At 65.2% G+C, this 18,699-nt stretch carries 22 protein-coding genes; 7 read left to right on the forward strand and 15 right to left on the reverse strand.

Annotated elements, in window-relative coordinates:
* Window positions 1–104 precede the first annotated feature (104 nt).
* The 4 genes from U1738_RS14755 to hisS all read right to left on the reverse strand — a co-directional run bounded on the left by U1738_RS14755 (window position 105) and on the right by hisS (window position 4,703).
* Complete coding sequence (locus U1738_RS14755; RefSeq protein WP_443027035.1) at window positions 105–1,094, reverse strand: DUF4167 domain-containing protein; 990 nt, start codon at window positions 1,092–1,094, stop codon at window positions 105–107.
* 270 nt (window positions 1,095–1,364) lie between these two features.
* A complete protein-coding gene (gene prmC, locus U1738_RS14760) occupies window positions 1,365–2,177 on the reverse strand; it encodes a peptide chain release factor N(5)-glutamine methyltransferase (RefSeq protein WP_332789978.1) in 813 nt (270 codons plus the stop codon).
* 118 nt (window positions 2,178–2,295) lie between these two features.
* Entirely contained in the window at window positions 2,296–3,369 is a 1,074-nt protein-coding gene (prfA, locus tag U1738_RS14765) for a peptide chain release factor 1 (protein WP_332789815.1), read from the reverse strand.
* Window positions 3,366–4,703, reverse strand: coding sequence for a histidine--tRNA ligase (gene hisS / locus U1738_RS14770; protein WP_332789816.1), 1,338 nt, complete (start codon window positions 4,701–4,703; stop codon window positions 3,366–3,368). Before hisS ends, prfA begins: the two co-directional genes overlap by 4 nt.
* Before the next feature lie 225 nt (window positions 4,704–4,928).
* On the opposite strand from hisS, the gene U1738_RS14775 reads away from it, so the two are divergent.
* The 4 genes from U1738_RS14775 to ppa all read left to right on the forward strand — a co-directional run bounded on the left by U1738_RS14775 (window position 4,929) and on the right by ppa (window position 9,024).
* Window positions 4,929–5,756 (forward strand): sulfite exporter TauE/SafE family protein, encoded by an 828-nt coding sequence (locus U1738_RS14775; protein WP_332789979.1) that lies wholly within the window; start codon window positions 4,929–4,931, stop codon window positions 5,754–5,756.
* Window positions 5,757–5,822: 66 nt separating this feature from the next.
* On the forward strand, window positions 5,823–6,461 hold the full coding sequence (locus U1738_RS14780) for a DUF1345 domain-containing protein (RefSeq protein WP_332789817.1): 639 nt from the start codon (window positions 5,823–5,825) through the stop codon (window positions 6,459–6,461).
* 73 nt (window positions 6,462–6,534) lie between these two features.
* Window positions 6,535–8,442 carry a M61 family metallopeptidase gene (locus U1738_RS14785; protein ID WP_332789818.1) on the forward strand — a complete coding sequence of 636 codons (1,908 nt, stop codon included), beginning with the start codon at window positions 6,535–6,537 and terminating at the stop codon, window positions 8,440–8,442.
* A 39-nt stretch (window positions 8,443–8,481) separates the two neighbouring features.
* Window positions 8,482–9,024 carry an inorganic diphosphatase gene (gene ppa / locus U1738_RS14790; protein WP_332789819.1) on the forward strand — a complete coding sequence of 181 codons (543 nt, stop codon included), beginning with the start codon at window positions 8,482–8,484 and terminating at the stop codon, window positions 9,022–9,024.
* Window positions 9,025–9,147: 123 nt separating this feature from the next.
* Here ppa and U1738_RS14795 read toward each other — a convergent pair whose 3' ends face one another.
* The 7 genes from U1738_RS14795 to ispG all read right to left on the reverse strand — a co-directional run bounded on the left by U1738_RS14795 (window position 9,148) and on the right by ispG (window position 13,066).
* The gene (locus U1738_RS14795; protein WP_332789820.1) at window positions 9,148–9,504 is read right to left on the reverse strand and encodes a TfoX/Sxy family protein; all 357 of its coding nucleotides are present in this window, start codon (window positions 9,502–9,504) and stop codon (window positions 9,148–9,150) included.
* Between the two features lie 102 nt (window positions 9,505–9,606).
* A complete protein-coding gene (locus tag U1738_RS14800; protein ID WP_332789821.1) occupies window positions 9,607–9,924 on the reverse strand; it encodes a DMT family transporter in 318 nt (105 codons plus the stop codon).
* Window positions 9,924–10,406 (reverse strand): GNAT family N-acetyltransferase, encoded by a 483-nt coding sequence (locus tag U1738_RS14805; protein ID WP_332789822.1) that lies wholly within the window; start codon window positions 10,404–10,406, stop codon window positions 9,924–9,926. Before U1738_RS14805 ends, U1738_RS14800 begins: the two co-directional genes overlap by 1 nt.
* Window positions 10,403–11,302, reverse strand: coding sequence for a DMT family transporter (locus U1738_RS14810; protein ID WP_332789823.1), 900 nt, complete (start codon window positions 11,300–11,302; stop codon window positions 10,403–10,405). The genes U1738_RS14805 and U1738_RS14810 overlap by 4 nt, the downstream gene beginning before the upstream one ends.
* Window positions 11,299–11,679 (reverse strand): type II toxin-antitoxin system VapC family toxin, encoded by a 381-nt coding sequence (locus U1738_RS14815; protein WP_332789824.1) that lies wholly within the window; start codon window positions 11,677–11,679, stop codon window positions 11,299–11,301. The genes U1738_RS14810 and U1738_RS14815 overlap by 4 nt, the downstream gene beginning before the upstream one ends.
* Entirely contained in the window at window positions 11,676–11,909 is a 234-nt protein-coding gene (locus U1738_RS14820) for an AbrB/MazE/SpoVT family DNA-binding domain-containing protein (protein ID WP_332789825.1), read from the reverse strand. Before U1738_RS14820 ends, U1738_RS14815 begins: the two co-directional genes overlap by 4 nt.
* A gap of 32 nt (window positions 11,910–11,941) precedes the next feature.
* Entirely contained in the window at window positions 11,942–13,066 is a 1,125-nt protein-coding gene (gene ispG / locus U1738_RS14825) for a flavodoxin-dependent (E)-4-hydroxy-3-methylbut-2-enyl-diphosphate synthase (RefSeq protein WP_332789826.1), read from the reverse strand.
* A 90-nt stretch (window positions 13,067–13,156) separates the two neighbouring features.
* On the opposite strand from ispG, the gene U1738_RS14830 reads away from it, so the two are divergent.
* From U1738_RS14830 to U1738_RS14840, 3 genes are all read left to right on the forward strand, one after another.
* Window positions 13,157–14,326, forward strand: coding sequence for an acyltransferase family protein (locus tag U1738_RS14830; RefSeq protein WP_332789827.1), 1,170 nt, complete (start codon window positions 13,157–13,159; stop codon window positions 14,324–14,326).
* A gap of 1 nt (window position 14,327) precedes the next feature.
* Window positions 14,328–15,248 carry an isoaspartyl peptidase/L-asparaginase family protein gene (locus U1738_RS14835; protein ID WP_332789828.1) on the forward strand — a complete coding sequence of 307 codons (921 nt, stop codon included), beginning with the start codon at window positions 14,328–14,330 and terminating at the stop codon, window positions 15,246–15,248.
* 78 nt (window positions 15,249–15,326) lie between these two features.
* Window positions 15,327–16,172: a S1/P1 nuclease gene (locus U1738_RS14840; protein ID WP_332789829.1), complete on the forward strand. Its 846-nt coding sequence runs from the start codon at window positions 15,327–15,329 to the stop codon at window positions 16,170–16,172.
* A 297-nt stretch (window positions 16,173–16,469) separates the two neighbouring features.
* Here U1738_RS14840 and U1738_RS14845 read toward each other — a convergent pair whose 3' ends face one another.
* The 4 genes from U1738_RS14845 to pal all read right to left on the reverse strand — a co-directional run bounded on the left by U1738_RS14845 (window position 16,470) and on the right by pal (window position 18,598).
* Window positions 16,470–16,709 carry a hypothetical protein gene (locus tag U1738_RS14845; protein ID WP_332789830.1) on the reverse strand — a complete coding sequence of 80 codons (240 nt, stop codon included), beginning with the start codon at window positions 16,707–16,709 and terminating at the stop codon, window positions 16,470–16,472.
* Window positions 16,699–16,917, reverse strand: a complete 219-nt coding sequence (locus U1738_RS14850) for a type II toxin-antitoxin system antitoxin (RefSeq protein ID WP_332789831.1) — start codon at window positions 16,915–16,917, stop codon at window positions 16,699–16,701. Before U1738_RS14850 ends, U1738_RS14845 begins: the two co-directional genes overlap by 11 nt.
* Before the next feature lie 9 nt (window positions 16,918–16,926).
* Window positions 16,927–17,829, reverse strand: a complete 903-nt coding sequence (locus tag U1738_RS14855) for an SPFH domain-containing protein (protein WP_332789832.1) — start codon at window positions 17,827–17,829, stop codon at window positions 16,927–16,929.
* A 265-nt stretch (window positions 17,830–18,094) separates the two neighbouring features.
* A complete protein-coding gene (gene pal, locus U1738_RS14860; protein ID WP_332789833.1) occupies window positions 18,095–18,598 on the reverse strand; it encodes a peptidoglycan-associated lipoprotein Pal in 504 nt (167 codons plus the stop codon).
* Window positions 18,599–18,699 lie beyond the last annotated feature (101 nt).

An 18,699-nucleotide genomic window follows, 5' to 3' on the forward strand; every position in this document is an offset into this window, starting at 1 on the left:
CCGCCCCGTTACAAGGATTCCACCTTTGCGGGCAAAAGCGCAAACGAAAAGGGGTTCCGAACCATTCGGCCCGGAACCCCTTCTAATCTTATGTCGGCCTCGCCTCAGCTGACGGTCGAGGCTTCGCTCGCTGGCGGACGGCCGCGGCGGCGGCGGGGTTTTTCCTCCGCTTCATCGTTCGCGGGCGTGCTGTCGGCTTTGGCCGGAGTCACCGCCGAGATGGTGAGCGACGGCGGCAAGGTGGCGGAATCGAAGGCGGCGGGCGCTTCGGCAACGGGTTCGCGACGCGGGCGGCCACGGCGGCGCGGCGCCTCCTGCGGCTGTTCCTCGGCAACGGGTGCGGCCACTTCGGGGGCTGCGACCTGCGGAGCGGGTGCGCGGTCCTCGGTCTGGTACCGCTCGCTGCGGTTCGGGCGGCTTTCGTTGCGACCTTCGCCGCGTGCTTCGTTACCGCGCGCTTCGTTGCCGCGATTGTCGTTGCGATTGCCGCGATCCTCGCGAACGTAACGCTCGCCTTCGTTGCCATAGCTGTTGCCGTCATTGGCATTCACAGTGCGGCGCGGGCGATCTTCATTCTGCTGGCCGCGATTGGGACGATCGCCCCGGTCGCCGCGATCGTTCGCCTGGCGATCCTGGCGATCCTGCTGCTGGTTGCCGTTATTCTGCTGACGATCGCCATCCTGCTGACGGTCGGCCTGGTAATTCTGGTTGCCGTTCTGCTGGCCACCATTCTGACGCGACTGTTCGGCGACGATCGGCGCGCCGTCATCGTCATATTCCGTCTCGTCGTCCTGGAAGGTGTTCGCGCCGCCCTGCTGCGGCGGGCGGTTGTTTTCCTCGAACCGCGAGCGGGTTTCGGCGAGGACACGGAAATAATGATCCGCGAATTGCAGATAATATTCGGTGTTGACCCGGTCGCCGGACATCTGGGAGTCGCGAGCGAGCGCCTTGTATTTCTCGAGCAACTGGGCGGCATTGCCGCGCGAACGGTTGTCGATGCGATTGCCGTTATCGCGCGCACCGGAATTACCCTGCGGGCGCTGTTGCTGCCCGCCCCGACCGCGACGGCGGCCGGCCTGACGATTGTTGTTGATCAACTGTGCTTATCCCTGATCTTCAATTTTGGGTCCGTAGTAACCAACCGTGCTCCGCAAGCGATGTGGTGCGAATCTTCCCCGGCCCGCTTCCCCCCGACCATCAGGGGGAAAGGCCTGCCACGGTCGCCGGACAACAGCGACTGCATGACTTGAGAAGTAGGCAACTGCCCGTTTTCAGCGCGTTAAGATGAAAACGTATGCCCCTGCCCAGCCAATAGCGGCTGGCGCGGCAATCTCCAAGCGGAATATTGTGTCGCAGTTCCGCCTCTAAAACGTCGCGATGAGCGCGCGCGGCCGCCGCGCAAGATCGCGGGCGAGCGTGACGGCGAAACCTTGCGCTTCGAGCAAAGCGGTGACGGGCACCGCCTGGGTATGGCCGATCTCCAGAATCGCCGCGCCGCCGGGTGCGAGCAGCGGCGGGAGTTGAGGCGCGAGGAGACGATAATCGTCGAGCCCGTCCACCCCGGCGAACAAAGCGGAACCCGGTTCGTGGGCGCGGACTTCGTCGGGCAGGTCTTCGGCGGTGCCGATGTAAGGCGGGTTGCAAAGGATCAGGTCGAACCGGTCTTCCACTCCTCGCGCCCAATCGCCGGGTGCGAAGCGCGCCCGGTCCGCCATGCCGAGATCAGCGGCGTTGCGTCGGGCATAATCGAGCGCGGCATCCGAGGCGTCCACGCCCAGCCCGGTCGCTTCGGGCCATTCGGACAATGCGGCGAGCAGCAGGGTGCCGGGGCCGGTGCCGAGATCGAGGATCGTCGCGGGCGGGCGGTCTTTGAAATGCGCGACCGCCGCCTCGATCAGCGTCTCGCTGTCCGGGCGCGGGATGAGGACGCCGGGGCCGACGTGCAGGTCGATCGTCCAGAACGCGCGGGTGCCGGTGATATAGGCGACCGGCTCGTGCGCGAGGCGGCGGGCGATGAGGGGGGCGAAGGCCGGGGGAACGGGCGCGTCGAGGTGGTTGAGTAGGAGTGTCTCGCGGGAGATGCCGAGGGCGTGGGCCATGAGGAGTTCGGCGTCGAGGCGGGGGGTTTCGGTTACGGGTGCGAGTTGGGCGGCGGCGTTGGCGAGGGCTGTTCTTATTCTTAGCTCCTCCCCTTCAGGGGAGGGGTTGGGGGTGGGGGATGTCTCACCGAGACCGGCATTGCTGGACTGCCCCACCCCAACCCCTCCCCTGAAGGGGAGGGGCTTTTCGGGTAGTTCAGTCATTCAGCGTCGCCAGCCGCTCCGCTTCGTCCTCGGCGATCAGGGCGCCGATCAGGTCGCCCATCTCGCCTTCGAGGATTTCCGGCAGGCGGTGCAGCGTCAGATTGATGCGGTGATCGGTCACACGGCCTTGCGGGTAATTGTAGGTGCGGATGCGTTCGGAGCGATCGCCGCTGCCGACCATCGATTTGCGCGCGCCGGCGCGTTCCTGATGCAGGCGTTCGCGTTCCGCCTCGTACAGGCGGGTGCGCAGGACCTTCAGCGCCTTGGCCTTGTTCTTGTGCTGCGATTTCTCGTCCTGCTGGATCACGGTGAGGCCGGTCGGGATGTGGACGATGCGCACCGCGCTGTCGGTGGTGTTGACCGACTGGCCGCCGGGACCGGACGAGCGATAGACGTCGATGCGCAGATCCTTGTCCTCGATCTTCACATCGACCTCCTCCGCCTCGGGCAGCACCGCGACGGTGGCGGCGGAGGTGTGGATGCGGCCCTGCGTTTCGGTGGCGGGCACGCGCTGCACGCGGTGGACCCCGGCCTCGAACTTCAGCCGCGCGAACACGCCCTGCCCGGTAATGCTGGCGACGACTTCCTTGTAGCCGCCGGCTTCGGAGCTGCTGGCGGAGATCAGTTCGACGCGCCAGCCCTGGCTCTCGGCGAAGCGCTGATACATGCGCAGCAGATCGCCGACGAACAACGCCGCCTCGTCGCCGCCGGTGCCGGGGCGGATTTCGAGCATCGCGGCGCGCTCGTCGGCGGCGTCGCGCGGGAGAAGCGCGAGGGCGAGCGCGCGTTCGGCCTGTGGCAGCGTGCTCTGGATCACCGCGATCTCTTCGCGCGCCATCGTGCGGATCTCGGGATCGTCGTCGGCGTCCATGCCCGACAGGACGTCCAGTTCCGCGCGCAGCCGCCGCACCTCGCCCGCCGCGCGCGCGACGGGTTCGAGTTCGGCATATTCCTTGGACACCGCGACGAAGCGGTCGGAGGGCAGATCGCCGGTCGCCATCTGCGCCTGCAACTCATCCCGCCGCGCCTCGATCTGCGCGATCCGTTCGGGGGAGATGGTGGTCATTTCTTAGTCCGAAGGATCGTTCCGTCAAACTGACTGGCTTGCGGCTTCAGCATGTGGCTGCTGATCGTGAATTTGCCTCTCAACGTATTGAGGATGCTGAGTACCAATTCTTCACCCGCCTCATGGTCTTGATTCGCACGGATCGATAAACCCGCATTCGACGATCCATCGTCGAGGATGCGCCAATCAGTCACAATTACGCGTCCGCGGCTTCGCGCCTTGGATGCTAGCTCAAAACGCTTTTTTGCGTTTCCACGGAAAGCCATTTCGCCAGACAATCCGTCCGCTCTCAGTGCAGTGATGATCGCTAACGCCAATTCATTGGCACCCAAGACTTCAGGAATAACCGTGACTTGGGGAATTTCTGCCTGCTGCTCCTCCAGCAACATCGCCAGCCGCTCGACGCCCGCCGCCCAGCCTACACCTGCCGTCGCGGGTCCACCCAGACTCTCGATCAGCCCATCATAACGTCCGCCGGCCAGCACGGTCCCTTGCGCGCCAAGCCGGTCGGTGACGAATTCGAACGCGGTGTGGCGGTAATAGTCCAGGCCGCGGACCAGGCGGGCGTTGCGGGTCCATGCCACGCCGGCCGCGTCCAGGCCGGCCGTCACCGCGTCGAAGAAGGCGCGGGCTTCGGGGGTGAGGTACGCATCGATATCCGGCGCGCTGTCGGCGATCGGGCGGTCGCGCGGGTCTTTCGAATCGAGGATGCGCAACGGGTTCTTGTCGAGCCGCGCGACGCTGTCTTCGGACAGGTCGGCGCGGTGCGCCTCGAAATGCGCGACCAGAGCCGCGCGCCACGCGTCGCGGGTTTCCGCGTCGCCCAAGGTGTTGAGTTGCAACGTCACGCCGTCGGATATGCCGAGTTCGTGCAGCAGCTGATCGGCCAGCACGAGCAGTTCGACATCCGCCGCCGGTTCGGGCGCACCGATCACTTCGGCGTCGATCTGGTGGAACTGGCGGAAGCGGCCCTTCTGGGGCCGTTCGTAGCGGAACACCGGGCCGTGCGTGGCGAGCTTCAGCGGGGCATATTGCTGCCAGCCTTCGGTCAAATACGCGCGGGCGATGCCGGCGGTGAATTCCGGGCGCAGCGTGATCGAATCGCCGCCGCGATCCTCGAACGTGTACATCTCCTTCGAGACGACGTCGGTGGTTTCGCCGAGCGAGCGGGCGAAGACGGCGGTGCTTTCGAACACCGGAATATCAACGCGCTGGAAGCAATAGAGCCGCCGCACCTTCTCGAACGCCTCCAGCACGCGCGCGAACCTGCGCTGTTCGTCGCCGAAGATATCCTGCGTGCCGCGGATGCGTTTTGGGGTTTCGATACGGGCCATGATCGCGTGCGTCTTATGCGAGAGCCGCGCGAAGGGAAAGCCGCGCGTTATGCGTGCTTGACTTGGACGTTTGTGCGCCGCAGCATTGCCGACAATGGGGGCGGACACAGCCCCCGATCACACCCCGCAGGAACCACCCCGGCCGCGCCGCGACCGAAAGGATGACATGCGCCTGATCCATAGCCCCTGCCCGTCCGTTTTCTCCTCCCGCCACCCGTGCAGTTCATGAACCAGGTTGCCGCCTGGGCGCCCGCCATCCTCGCCATGCTGGCCGCCGGGCTGTTCGCCGGATTCGCCGCCGGATTGTTCGGCATCGGCGGGGGATTCGTCGTCGTGCCGGCGATGATCGCGCTGTTGCCTCTGCTCGGCGGGGACAAGGCGGAATATACCCATGTCGCGATCGGCACGTCGTTCGCGACGATCGTGATCACGTCGCTGCGCTCCACTTTGTCGCACCACAAGCGCGGCGCGGTTGATTTCCAGATCCTGAAAAGCTGGGCACCGTGGATCGTCGGCGGGGTGGGCATCGGCGTGCTGCTGGCGCGGGTGATGACCGGGCAGACGCTGACCTTCATCTTCGCCACCGGCATATTGCTGATGTCGGTCAACTTCCTCGTGCCGCGCTTCGGCAAGATGAAGCTGCGCGATACGATGCCGACAGGCCCGGCGCGCGCCGGGATCGCCGGGGGGCTGGGGCTGTTCAGTTCGCTGCTCGGGATCGGCGGCGGGACGGTGGCGGTGATCGTGATGACATTGTGCGGGCGGACGATCCACAAGGCGATCGCGACGGCGGCGGGCTTCGGCTTCATCATCGCGGTGCCGGGGATGATCGGCTGGGCACTGATCGGGCTGGGCAAGCCGGGCCTGCCGCTGGCATCGCTCGGTTTCGTCAACGTGCTGGGGGCGCTGATCATCACGTCGATGTCGATCCTGACCGCGCCGCTCGGCGTGGCGGCCGCGCATGCTTTACCGGCGGAACCGCTGAAGCGTGTGTTCGGGGTGTATCTGGTGTTCATCGCCTGCGTGATGTTCCGGCATGCGCTGACGATGTAGTGGGCCGCACCCACGTGACGGCGATGTCACGTGACAGGCACGAGGCCGCCGGACTAGCCTTCGGCCATGAAACTCAATCTCGGTCACCGAATCGCGCCGACGCGGTTCGTCGTCTTCGTCCTGCTGTTCGTGGCAGGCCTCCCTGTGTTGATCCCGATCCTCGGGCGCGGGCGCGGGGCAATGGCGGCGTTTGACATCGCCGCTCTGGTGTTCCTCGGCGCGGTGGTGCCGCTGCTGGGCAAGCGCGCGGCGGACATGCGGGCGATCGCCAAGTCGAACGACGCGAACCGCGCGCTGCTGCTGGCGGTGACCGCGATCGTGATGGGGATGATCCTGGTCTCGGTCGCGAGCGAGATGATGGGCGGCAAGAGCACGATGCTCGGCATCGCGCTGATCGTCGCCACCCTGGTGCTGGCGTGGCTGTTCTCGAACACGATCTACGCTTTGCACTATGCCCACATCTTCTATCTCGGCGATGCCAAGGGCAAGGATCGCGGCGGGATCGACATACCGGGCTGCGACGAGCCGGATTATTGGGATTTCGTCTATTTCAGCTTCACATTGGGCATGACGTTCCAGACCTCCGACGTGGAGATCACCGCACCGGCGATCCGCCGCGTGGTGATCGGCCACTGCCTGGCGGCGTTCGTGTTCAACATCGGTGTGCTGGCGTTCACGATCAACGTGCTGGGCGGCGGGGGCTGATAGCGAAAGGCTGGACGCAAGCGACATCAACCGCTTAAGCCCTGTGCATCCGCCCTTTTGCCGAAAGGCCACCATGTCCCGTTTCGCTTCGATCGCCAGTCTGCTCGCCGCCGTTGCCACGCCCGCTTTGGCCGAGAATTCCAAGCCGCAACCCGTTCCGTTCGTCGATACGATCCCGCAGGCGCGCGACATCCCCTATCCCGGCACGATGACGATCGCGGTGGACGCGACCGACGTGACGCGCGGAATCTTCACGGTGAAGCAGACGATCCCGGTCGCCGCCTCGGGTCCGATGACGTTGCTCTACCCGAAATGGCTGCCCGGCGCGCATAGCCCGCGTGGCGAGATCGAGAAGCTGGCCGGTCTGGTGATCACCGCGAACGGCAAGCCGGTGCCGTGGACGCGCGATCCGGTGGACGTGTTCGCGTTCCACATCGAGGTGCCGAAGGGTGCGAAGACGATCGATATCGACCTGAAATTCCTCTCGGCGACCAAGGCGGATCAGGGGCGTATCGTGATGACGCCCAACCTGCTGAGCCTGCAGTTCAATTCGATGAGTCTGTATCCGGCGGGCTATTTCACGCGGCAGATTCCGGTGAAGGCGACGGTGAAATATCCCGACGGCTGGAGCGCCGCGTCCGCCGTGGCGGCCAAGGCCACGGGCGCGACCTTCGTCTACGACAAGACCAATTACGAGGTGCTGGTCGATTCGCCGATCCTGGCCGGGCGCTATTATCGCAAGGTCGCGCTGTCACCGCGCGTGAACCTGAACATCTTCGCCGACACGCCCGAGGAACTGGCCGCGACGCCGGAGCAGATCGACGCGCACAAGAACCTCGTCACGCAGGCGGTGAAGACGTTCGGCGCGCAGCATTACGACACGTACGAATTCCTGTTCTCGATCAGCGATCAGCTGGGCGGGATCGGCCTGGAGCATCATCGGTCGTCCGAGGATGGCGTGACGCCGGGATATTTCACCAAATGGGCCGACGGGCCGGGCCGCCGCAACCTGTTGCCGCACGAATATACCCATAGCTGGGACGGCAAGTTCCGGCGCGGCGCGGATCTGTGGACGCCGGATTATCGCACGCCGATGCGCGGTTCGCTGCTGTGGGTGTATGAAGGGCAGACGCAGTTCTGGGGCTATGTTCTACAGGCGCGCAGCGGCATCGTGTCGAAGCAGGATACGCTCGACATGTACGCCTCGATCCTTGCCAGCCTCGACAATCGCCCGGCGCGCGAGTGGCGCAATCTGGTCGATACGACCAACGATCCGGTGATAGCGCAGCGCAAGCCCAAGGGCTGGGTCAGCTACGAACGCAGCGAGGATTATTACAACGAGGGCTTGCTCGTATGGATGGAGGTCGATTCGATCCTGCGCAAGCAATCGGGTGGCACCAAGTCGATCGACGATTTCGCGCATGCATTCTTCGGCATCAACGATGGCGACTGGGGCCAGGTGACGTACACGTTCGACGATGTCGTCGCGACGCTGAACGGGATCCAGCCCTATGACTGGAACGGCTTCCTGAAGACCCGCCTGACCGAAACGGGCGCGCCCGCGCCGCTGAAGGGGTTCGTCGATAACGGCTACCGACTGGTCTATTCCACCGAGCCGACCAAGGCGTTCAAATCGCAGGAAACGACGGCGAAGCGCACCGACCTGACCTATTCGATCGGCATCACGCTGGACAAGGATGGCGAGATCTTCGGCGTCGGTTGGGACAGTGCCGGGTTCAAGGCCGGGCTGGATGTCGGCACCAAGATCGTCGCGGTGAACGGCACCGCCTATAGCGACACCGCGATCAAGGCGGCGATCGTGGCGGCAAAGGCCACGAAGGATCCGATCCAGCTGCTGATCAAGACCGGCGAGAAGATCAGTCCGGCGGCCATCGACTATCACGGCGGCCTCCGCTATCCGCGCCTCGAAAAGATCGGCACCGGAGAGGGTGGGCTGGATCGGCTGCTCGCACCCCGCTGAAGCGAGGGCGGGCGCAACGAGGTTAATCAGAGGAACATCATGCGCATCGATTTGATTCCGATCGGCGACGATCCCCCCAACAGCCTGAACGTCATCATCGAAGTGCCGGTCGGCGGCGAGCCGGTGAAGTACGAATTCGACAAGGCGAGCGGCGCTCTGTTCGTCGATCGCATCCTGCACACGCCGATGCGCTATCCGGCGAATTACGGCTTCGTGCCGCACACCCTGTCGCCGGACGGCGATCCGCTCGACGCGCTGGTGATCGCGCGCTCGCCGTTCGTGCCGGGCTGCGTCGTGCGGGCGCGCCCGATCGCGGTGCTGAAGCTGGAAGACGAAGCTGGCGGCGACGAGAAGCTGGTCTGCGTGCCGGTCGACACCACCTTCCCGTATTATTCGGACATCGGCGAACGCGGCGATTTGCCGTCGATCGTGCTCGCGCAGATCGAGCATTTCTTCAAACACTATAAGGATCTGGAATCCGAAAAGTGGGTGCGGATCGGCGAATGGGGCGATGCCGAAGAGGCGAAGCGCATCGTGCTGGAAGCGATCGACGCGGCCAAGGCTGCGAAGGCTGCGGCTTAATCAGTTACTATGAGTTGCTTCCCCGGCGGAGGCCGGGGCCCAGTCGCGGGACGGGAGGAAACGGGCGCTGCGCCCGATCAATTCCACCTTCGCGACTGGGCCCCGGCCTTCGCCGGGGAAGCGCTATTTTTTGGTTTTGGGTTTCTTCACCGGCGCGCGTTTCCCCGCCGCCAGGCCGAGCAACGCCCAGCGCCGCAGTTCCTCCGGGTCGTCATAAACGTCATCCGGCGCGCGGCGATAATTCATCGATCCGGTGCGGCCCTCGCCCATTTCGTAGGTGAAGCGCGGGCATCCCGCCGCATCCCATTCGGCGTCGCTGACCGCATCGGCCTTGAACCACAGCGCATCCAGCCCGACGATCGCGAAGATCGTGCCGTCGCAATAGAGCGTCGCGCCGCCCATCATCGCGCGTTTGGTGACGGTGCCGATCGACTCCATCGCTTCGGTCACCCAATCGATCAGGCCCTGGTCCACCGGCATTGACGCCCCTTTCTCCGTTCGTTTCGAGCGCAGTCGAGAAACAAGCCTCGAGCGTTGCGGGCAGTTTCTCGACTGCGCTCGAAACGAACGGATGTCTCTTTTTCAGTGTGCCGTCAGCTTCAAGCCAGCGATGCACAGCACCACGCCCAGGATCAGCAGCAGGCGCGGCAGGCTGGCCGGTTCGCCGAACCACGCGATGCCGACGATCACCGTGCCGAGCGCGCCGATGCCGCCCCACACCGCATAGGCCGTGCCCATCGGGATCGAACGCGACGCGACCTCCAGCAGCGCCATCGAACAGCCGACCGAGGCGAGGAACCCCGCGGTCCAGCCGATATTGCGGAAGCCATCAACGTAGCGCAGGCAGGTGGTGAAGCCGATCTCGAACAGCCCGCCGATCACCAGCAGCAGCCACGCCATCAGGCTCGGCCCGCCAGTTTCAGAAGCGCAGCGCCGGTGACGCGCTGCGTGGTCCATTCGTCCATCGCCTCCGCGCCGACCTTACGGTAGAATTCGATCGCGCGTTCGTTCCAGTCCAGCACCCACCATTCGAAGCGCGCGCAGCCCCGATCGACCGCGATGCCGGCGAGGTGCGACAGCAGCGCCCGCCCCGCGCCCGATCCGCGCGCATCCGGCGTGATATACAGATCGTCGAGCCAGATGCCGCGCAGGCCCGTCCAGGTCGAGAAATTGTGGTAGAATACCGCCATGCCGACGGACGCGCCGTCCATTTCGGCGATGATCGCCTCGGCTGCCGGTCGCGCGCCGAACAGCGCCTCGTGCATGATCGTCTCGGTCGCGGTGACGGCATCGGGTTCCCGCTCGAACGCGGCGAGTTCGCGTACGAAGCCCAGGATCGTCGGCACGTCGGACGGGGTGGCAGGTCGGATGGAAACGGTCATGCAGCGGCCTCGGTTTGCGGTGCGGGGGCAGCCTTGCCGCGAATCGCGAACAGGCACCCGGCGATGATGAGCAGCGCGCCCGCCACCGTCCACGCGGTGACATGCTCGCCGAACACGACATAGCCGAGAATCGCCGACCAGACGAAGGCGGTATATTCGACCGGGGCGAGCACCTGCGCCTCGGCATGGCGATACGCCCAGGCGAGCAGGATCGCGGACACCGAGCCGAGCAGGGCCGCGCCGAAGATGCCGGGCCAAAGGGCGACCGCCGGCATCGACGAAAACCACGGCGCACCGATCAGCAGCAGCCCGGCGAGCACGATGCTGGTGAACAAGGCGACCTCCAGCGGATCGGCGACCTGCGCCTGTCGCCGGAGCAGGATTAGGCTGCCCGCGTAGAGGATCGAGGCGGCGACGATCGCCAGCGATCCCAGCACGATTTCGGTCGAGGCGTGCGCCTGCCACTGGCCCGCCGCGATCGCCAGCACGCCGAGGCTGGCGATGATCGAGCCGCCGATCGCGGTGCGCCGGATCGTCTCGCCCAACGTCGCGGCGGCGAGGAACAGGGCGATCAGCGGCGCGAGGAAGGTCAGCGCCACGCCCTGCGCCATCGGCACGCGCACCAGCCCCCAGAAGAACAACAGCACCGACGCGCCAGCGACAGCACCGCGCGAGACATGCAGCACCAACGCCTCCCGCCCCGGCCAGGGCCGCCGCCGCGCGAAGAAGATCGGCAGCATCAGGACGACGCCTGCGACAGACCGCCACAGCACCGCGCTATACGCGCCGTGCGCGATCGACATGCCCTTCATCACCGCATCCATCACCGAATAACTGGCAATGCCGATCGCGGCGACCGCAAAGGCGGTCGCGGAGGTGGGGGTGCGGCGGTTCAACGGATCTGGATGATATCGACGCCGATATCCAATGCCGACCATTTGCCGTCCGCCGTGAGCAGCGGAAGACCCAGCGTCCCGGCCAAGCCCAGACAGGCGCGATCACCGAAAGATCGCCCGAGATGCCTTGTGAGGGGACGCAATCGGGCCACCTCGATCGCATCGACTTCGCCGAATGCCTGCAGCCGGATGGCCAATGGCGCTATCCGCGCCTGCACGTCCGCAACCGCGCCGCCGCGCTCAACGATCTTGGTCAGCACCTCGCCAAAATTGACCGCCGACATGAGATAGTTGGGTCCAGCCTCGAGCACCCTGTCCGCACCGGATTCTTCCAGAATGACTGCCAACAGCGCCGAAGCGTCGAGAACGACCGTCATTCGCCCCAGTCTGTCGCACGTTCGGCGATGAACTGATCCACGCTGTAACCACGCATGGCCTCGCGCAATCGCGCGCGTGCGTGATCCGGAGATTTTTCCAGCTTCAAGACGACGGATTCGCCATCGCGCTCGACCGAGAGAACATCTCCAAGGCGGAAGCCGATGTCTCGGCTCAATTCCGCCGGCAAGACGATCTGGCCATCGTCAAGAACTCGTGCGTGATAACCCATACCGTCCTCCGGAATGGAAGATAGCATGTGGTTCACTCAGCCGCCACCGCCTGTGCCTCGTCGTGCGCCTCGATCTCCGCCGCCTTCGCCTCGACCAACTGGACGATGTGTTCGAGCATGTCCTCGCTGGAGACCGTGTGGTCGGTGACACCAGAAAGGTAGACCATGTGCTTGCCGTTGCCGCCGCCGGTGAGGCCGATATCGGTTTCGCGCGCTTCGCCCGGACCGTTGACGACGCAGCCGAGAACGGAGAGCGACATCGGGGTGCGGATGTGCTGGAGGCGTTCTTCCAGTGCCTGCACGGTGCGGATCACGTCGAAGCCCTGGCGCGCGCAGCTGGGGCAGGAGACGACGCGGACGCCGCGGTTGCGGATGCCGAGCGCCTTCAGGATCTCGAACCCGACGCGCACTTCCTCTTCCGGTTCGGCGGAGAGCGAGACGCGGATCGTGTCGCCGATGCCGTACCAGAGCAGGCTGCCCATGCCGATCGCCGACTTCACCGTGCCGCCGACGAACCCGCCCGCTTCGGTGATGCCGAGGTGCAGCGGGCAATCGACCGCTTCGGCGAGTTGCTGATAGGCGGCCACCGCCAGGAACAGGTCGCTGGCCTTCACCGCGACCTTGAATTCGTGGAAGTCGTGATCCTGCAACAGCTTGATATGATCGAGCGCGCTTTCGACCAACGCGTCCGGGCATGGCTCGCCATATTTTTCGAGCAGGTCCTTTTCGAGCGAACCCGCGTTTACGCCGATGCGGATCGCGCAGCCATTGGCCTTGGCCGCGTTGACGACCTCCTTCACGCGCGCCGACGAGCCGATATTGCCGGGGTTGATGCGCAGGCACGCCGCACCCGCATCGGCGGCTTCCAGCGCGCGCTTGTAGTGGAAATGGATGTCCGCGACGATCGGCACGCGGCTGGCGCGAACGATCTGCTTCAACGCCGCCGTGCTCTCCACATCCGGGCAGGAAACGCGGATGATGTCGACGCCGGCATCCTCGCAGCGGCGGATCTGCGCGATCGTCGCCTTCGCATCGCTGGTCGGCGTGTTGGTCATCGTCTGCACGGTGACCGGGGCATCGCCGCCGACGGGGACGTTGCCGACCATGATCTGGCGGCTTTGACGACGCGTGATATCACGCCACGGACGAATGGACATGCGAACCCTTATAGTGATGCCGCTGCGCTGCGGCAACGCCGGTGACGCCGCACTGGTCATGCCGCCAGCTTCGTCTAAAGGCTTCGCATCATGGCACGGCATTACGGTCTGGACTGGCTTCGCGTCGGCGCGTTCGCGTTGCTGATCCTCTATCACGTCGCTTTGGTTTTCGTGCCCTGGCCATATCATGTGAAGACGGCCGATCCCGCCGACTGGATCGCGATCCCGATGATGGCGATCAATGCCTGGCGGCTGATCCTGTTGTTCGTCGTCTCGGGTTATGCCAGCCGGACATTGCTCGCCAAGGGCGGGGGCGTCGGTGGGTTCGTCCGGTCGCGGAGCGCGCGGCTGCTGATTCCCTTGCTGTTCGGCATCGTCGTGATCGTGCCGGTGCAACCGTGGATCGAACTGGCGGGGCAGCATGGGTATGCCGGCGGTTTCTGGAACTTCTACCGCCACGATTATTTCGGTTTCTGGTCGATCGACGGGATCATCCTGCCGAACTGGCAGCATCTGTGGTTCGTGATGTATCTGTGGTTGTACACGATGCTGATCGCGATCGTCGGGGCGGTTTTGCGTGGGCGCAGTCTGCAGGGTGTGTTCGACCGAATGTTCGGTGGCGTGTGGCTGTGGATCTGGCCGAGCCTGTGGCTGATCGCCGTATCGGCCTGGCTGTTTCCCGGTGGGCGCGAAACGCATGCGTTGGTCGACGACTGGCTGGCGCATGCGAGCTATTTTCCCGCCTTTCTGTTCGGATTCGCCTTTGCAGGATCGGACAAGGGGTTCGCCAGCGTCGCGCGGATCTGGCCGTGGGCGGCGGGCGTGGCTTTGCTTTCCTATGCGATGGTCGTCGGGATCGAGATGGCATGGCCGGTCGATGTCGTCCCGCCCTACCCGTTCGGGCTGATTTTCTCCGCCGCGCGCGCGGTGCAGGGGTGGAGCGCGATCGTCGCGTTGATCGGAATCGCCGACCGCTACTGGAACCGCGACACGCCGTGGCGCGCGACGCTGACCGAGGCGGTGTTCCCGTTCTACATCATCCACCAGACGATCATCGTCGCGGGCGAGTGGGTCCTGTTGCCCTATCACCTGTCCGCAATCGTCGAATTCGCCATATTGGTGGCGGCAACCGTGATCGGGTGCTGGGCTTTCTATGCGATCGGGCGTGAGGTCGACTGGCTGCGGCCGCTGATCGGCCTGCGCAAACGTGGGCCGGTGCGTCCGCCGCGCACCGCGACACTGGCGACCGAGGAGAGTTGAAATGAGCGATCGCTGGACATTGCTGGTGCATGGCGGCGCGGGGATGATGACGCGCGAGCGGCTCACCCCGGAGCAGGATGCCGGCACGCGCGCGGGGCTGAACGCCGCGCTGGATGCGGGATCGGCGGTGCTTGAGCGCGGCGGCGCGGCGCTCGATGCGGTCGCGGCGGCGGTGCGCGTGCTGGAGGACGATCCGCACTTCAATTCAGGGCGGGGGGCGGCTTTGACCTGGGATGGGGCAGCTGAACTCGATGCGGCGATCATGGATGGGCGCGACCGGCGCGCGGGGGCCGTGGCGGGCGTAGGTGCGACGCGCAACCCGGTCGATCTGGCGCGCGCGGTGATGGAGGATGGCGCGCACGTGCTGTTGTCGGGCGCGGGGGCGGACGATTTCTCCGTGGAGCGCGGACTGGCGCAGGCGGGGGCCGACTGGTTCGTGCTGCCCGAGCGAGCGGCGCAACTGGAGGAATTGAAGGCGCGCGGCGGCACGTTCGATGTCGAGATGAAATACGGCACGGTCGGCGCGGTCGCCTGCGACGCGCATGGCCATGTCGCGGCGGCGACCTCGACCGGCGGCGTGACCGGCAAACGCTGGGGCCGGATCGGCGATTCGCCGCTGATCGGGGCGGGCACGTATGCCGACGATCGTTCGGGCGCGGTTTCCGCCACCGGATCGGGCGAATTCTTCATCCGCGCCGGCGTGGCGCACGAGATTTGCGCGCGGGTGCGCCTCGCTGGTGAGCCATTACAGACGGCGGCGGATGCGGTGATGGCGGACGTGGCGGAGCTGGGCGGCAGCGGCGGGGTGATCGTGACCGGGCCGGAGGGCGATGCGGTGTGGAGCTTCACGACGCTGGGGATGAATCGCGGGCGGGCGACATCCGGCGGCGAGCGGATCGTGGCGATCTATAACGACGAGTGACCTCTGGCTCCCTTCTCCGACAGGGAGGGGAGAAAGAAGGTGCTACCCCGCCGCACTTGGATCGGGCAAAAGGCCTGCATGACCCGTATCCTCTCCGCATTGTTCGCGCTCATCGCCGTCACCCTCGCCTCTCCGGCCTCGGCTTATTGGGAATATGGCCATGAGACGGTCGGCGAGATCGCCTATCGCAACATCAAGCCGGAGACGCGGCATGCGGTCGATGCGTTGCTGCGCCAGTCGAAGCTGCTGGAAACCGAAGCGTGTCCGGCGCGGACGATCGAGCAGGCGTCGATCTGGGCGGATTGCATCAAGACGCTCGGGCCGCGCTTCAGCTATGCCTATATCTGGCACTATCAGAACGTGAACGTGTGCAAGCCGTTCGATCTGAAGGGGCCGTGCAAGGACGGCAATTGCGTGTCGGCGCAGATCGAGCGCGACGTGAAGCTGTTGAAGGACAAAAAGGTGCCGGTGCGCGAACGCGTGCAGGCGCTGGCGTTCCTGATCCATTTCGTCGGCGATCTGCACCAGCCGCTGCATGCCGGCGACCGCGGCGACCTCGGCGGCAATCAGGTGAGCGCTGCCTATGGCGATTATGCGCCCGAGAAACTGAACCTGCATTCGATCTGGGACGGGTATCTGGCGGAGCGCGCGATCTCGACGCCGCCGTCGCCGGTGCGGGTCTATTCGGCGGGCGAGAAGGCCGAGATGCAGGCCGGCAGCGTCGAGGATTGGAGCCGCGAAAGCTGGCAGGTCGCGCACGACGTGGCCTATGCCAGCGCGCTCGGCGGCGATGCGTGCGGGCCGGTGCCGAAGCGGGCGAAGCTGGACCAGGCGACGATCGCGCGGATCCTGCCGGCGGCGCGGCTGGAGGTCGAGCGGGGCGGGTTGCGATTGGCTAAGTTGTTGGACGAGGCTTTGGGGTGAAGGGTGTTCACGCAAAGGCGCGAAGGGAAGGAAGGCGCTAAGAAGGGTTTGAGCGATCGAAGATCGCAAGAGTGCTTTTGGGCACGTCCAACCTTCCGTTCGCCCTGAGCTTGTCGAAGGGCTGCCTTTCCTCCCCCCGCGGGAATTGTGGCACGAAGTAAAGACAGTGCTTCGACAAGCTCAGCACGAACGGGGATGGGGGAAGCGCGATTTACGCGCCTGTTTCTCCCCTTGCTATTCGAGCCTTACTCTTTGCGCCCTTCTCTTCCTCCCTTCGCGCCTTCGCGTGAAACAATTCTACCGACGCCACTTCCACCCACCGCGCGTGTGGCGCGCGGCGATGACCGCCAGCGCGATCGTGACGATCGCGACCACCGCATAATAGGGCACCGGATGCTTCGGCATCAGGGCGAAGCTCAGCCCGGCCACCACGGCGATATACCCGCCGACCAATGCCCACCCCTGCCACGCAACCGGCAATCCCGCGCCGTATCCGACGCGTTTCTGTTCGAACCAGATACCGTCTTCACTGCTCATCTTCGGTCTCCTTTTCCTTGGGTGGCCGTCCGCGTTTCGGGGCCGCGCTTTGCGCTACCTTTACGCCCCGCTTCGCCAGCGCCTCGCGCAGCAGGCATTCCAGTTCGGCGTTGACGCTGCGCAGATCGGCCGCCGCCGCGCGCTCGACCGCCGCGTACAATGCGGGATCGAGGCGCAGCGGAAAGGCCTTCTTCGCCGGCGCGCTCAAGGCAGGGGCCTATTGATACAGCGTGCCCGCATTCACCACCGGCTGCGCATCGCGATCCCCGCAGAGCACGACCATCAGGTTCGAAACCATCGCGGCGCGGCGTTCGTCGTCCAGTTCGACCACGTTCTTTTCGCTGAGCAGGGTCAGCGCCATCTCGACCATGCCGACCGCGCCCTCGACCAGGGTCTGGCGCGCCGCGACCACGGCCTGCGCCTGTTGCCGGCGGAGCATCGCGCCGGCGATCTCCTGCGCATAAGCGAGATGGGTGAAGCCGCATTCGTCCACCGTGAGCCCCGCCGTCACCAGCCGCGCGATCAGTTCCTGGCGGAGTTCCACGCCGACCTGATCGTGATTGCCGCGCAGCGTGACCTCCTGATGCTCGTAATCGTCATAAGGGTAGCGCGCGCCGATCGTGCGCACCGCCGCTTCGATCTGCACGATTACGAACGCCTTGTAATCGTCGATATCGAACAGCGCGTGCGCGGTATCCGTCACGCGCCACACCACTTGCGCGGCGATCTCGATCGGGTTGCCGCGCAGGTCGTTCACCTTGAGGCGTTCGGAGATCATGTTGTTGGCGCGCAGCGATACCTTCTTGCGCCCGAGCCATGGCAGCAGCCAGCGCAGGCCCTCGTTGCGATCGGTGCCCTTATAGGCCCCGAACAGGGTGATCGCGGTCGCCTGATTGGGTTGCTGCATGTAGAAGCCGCTGGAGACGAACAGGAAGACGAGCGCGCAGGCGACGATGATCGTGCCGCCGAGCGCTGGGTTCGAATCGATCAGCGCGCCGCCGCCGAGGCCCCCCAGAATGGTGGCGACCAGTACTGCCAACATCAGATAGCCGCTCGACGTATGCGCCGCCCGCTCCGCCGAACGGGTGATCGCGCGGTCCCCGGATAATCTGTCGGTCATCGATTCCCTCCCGTTAATATGATATCATATTTATATCGGGATTGGTTCGGGTGCAAGGGGTTTGGAGTCTCCGTTGCACCCCATCTTGCCGTTATCCTGACGAAGGTCAGGATCCATCTCTCCGCGAGAAGGGCTGAGCCTGTTGCGCGATGGATGCTGAAACGAGTTCAGCATGACGGCAGTGGGGTGGCGGACGGCAGGACAACAAAAAGGCGGCGCGCACCACCGGTGCACGCCGCCCCTTCACGTCACCAAGAGCGATCGATCAGTTCACGACGATCGTCACCGCGCGGCGGTTCTGTGCCCAGCTGGCTTCGTCGGAACCCAATGCGAGCGGGCGTTCCTTGCCGTAGCTGATCGTCGAGATGCGCGCCGGGTTCACGCCGCGTGCCGCGAGATAATTCTTGGTCGCGTTGGCGCGGCGATCGCCGAGCGCGAGATTGTATTCGCGCGTGCCGCGTTCGTCGGCATGGCCTTCCAGCGTGACGGCGACATTGGGATAGCGCGCCAGCCATTGCGACTGGCTGTCGAGGATCTCACGCGCGCGCGGATCGATGTCATACTGGTCGAGCGCGAAATTGACCGTGTTGCTGGTGACCGAGCGTTCGAAATCGGCGCGCGAGCCGGGGCGCACGGTGTCCCCGGTATTAACCGGGGCGGTGGCTTCCGGGCCCGGCGCGGGCGGAAGCACGGCTGGCCGCTTCTTGGTGCAGGCCGCGGTGGCGAGCAGGGCGCTCGCCAGCAAGAGCGTGGTGGTCAGTTTTGCCATGATGGCATCTCCTTCGCGTTTTGCGCTTGGGGTTGTGCCGCATTGTCCGACCGACAGTGCGACGGGTTGAAACTTAAAGCGGTACAGACTTGAAAAACGAT

The sequence above is a fragment of the Parasphingomonas caseinilytica genome, assembly GCF_036663755.1.
In the GTDB taxonomy this organism is placed as follows: Bacteria; Pseudomonadota; Alphaproteobacteria; order Sphingomonadales; family Sphingomonadaceae; genus Sphingomonas.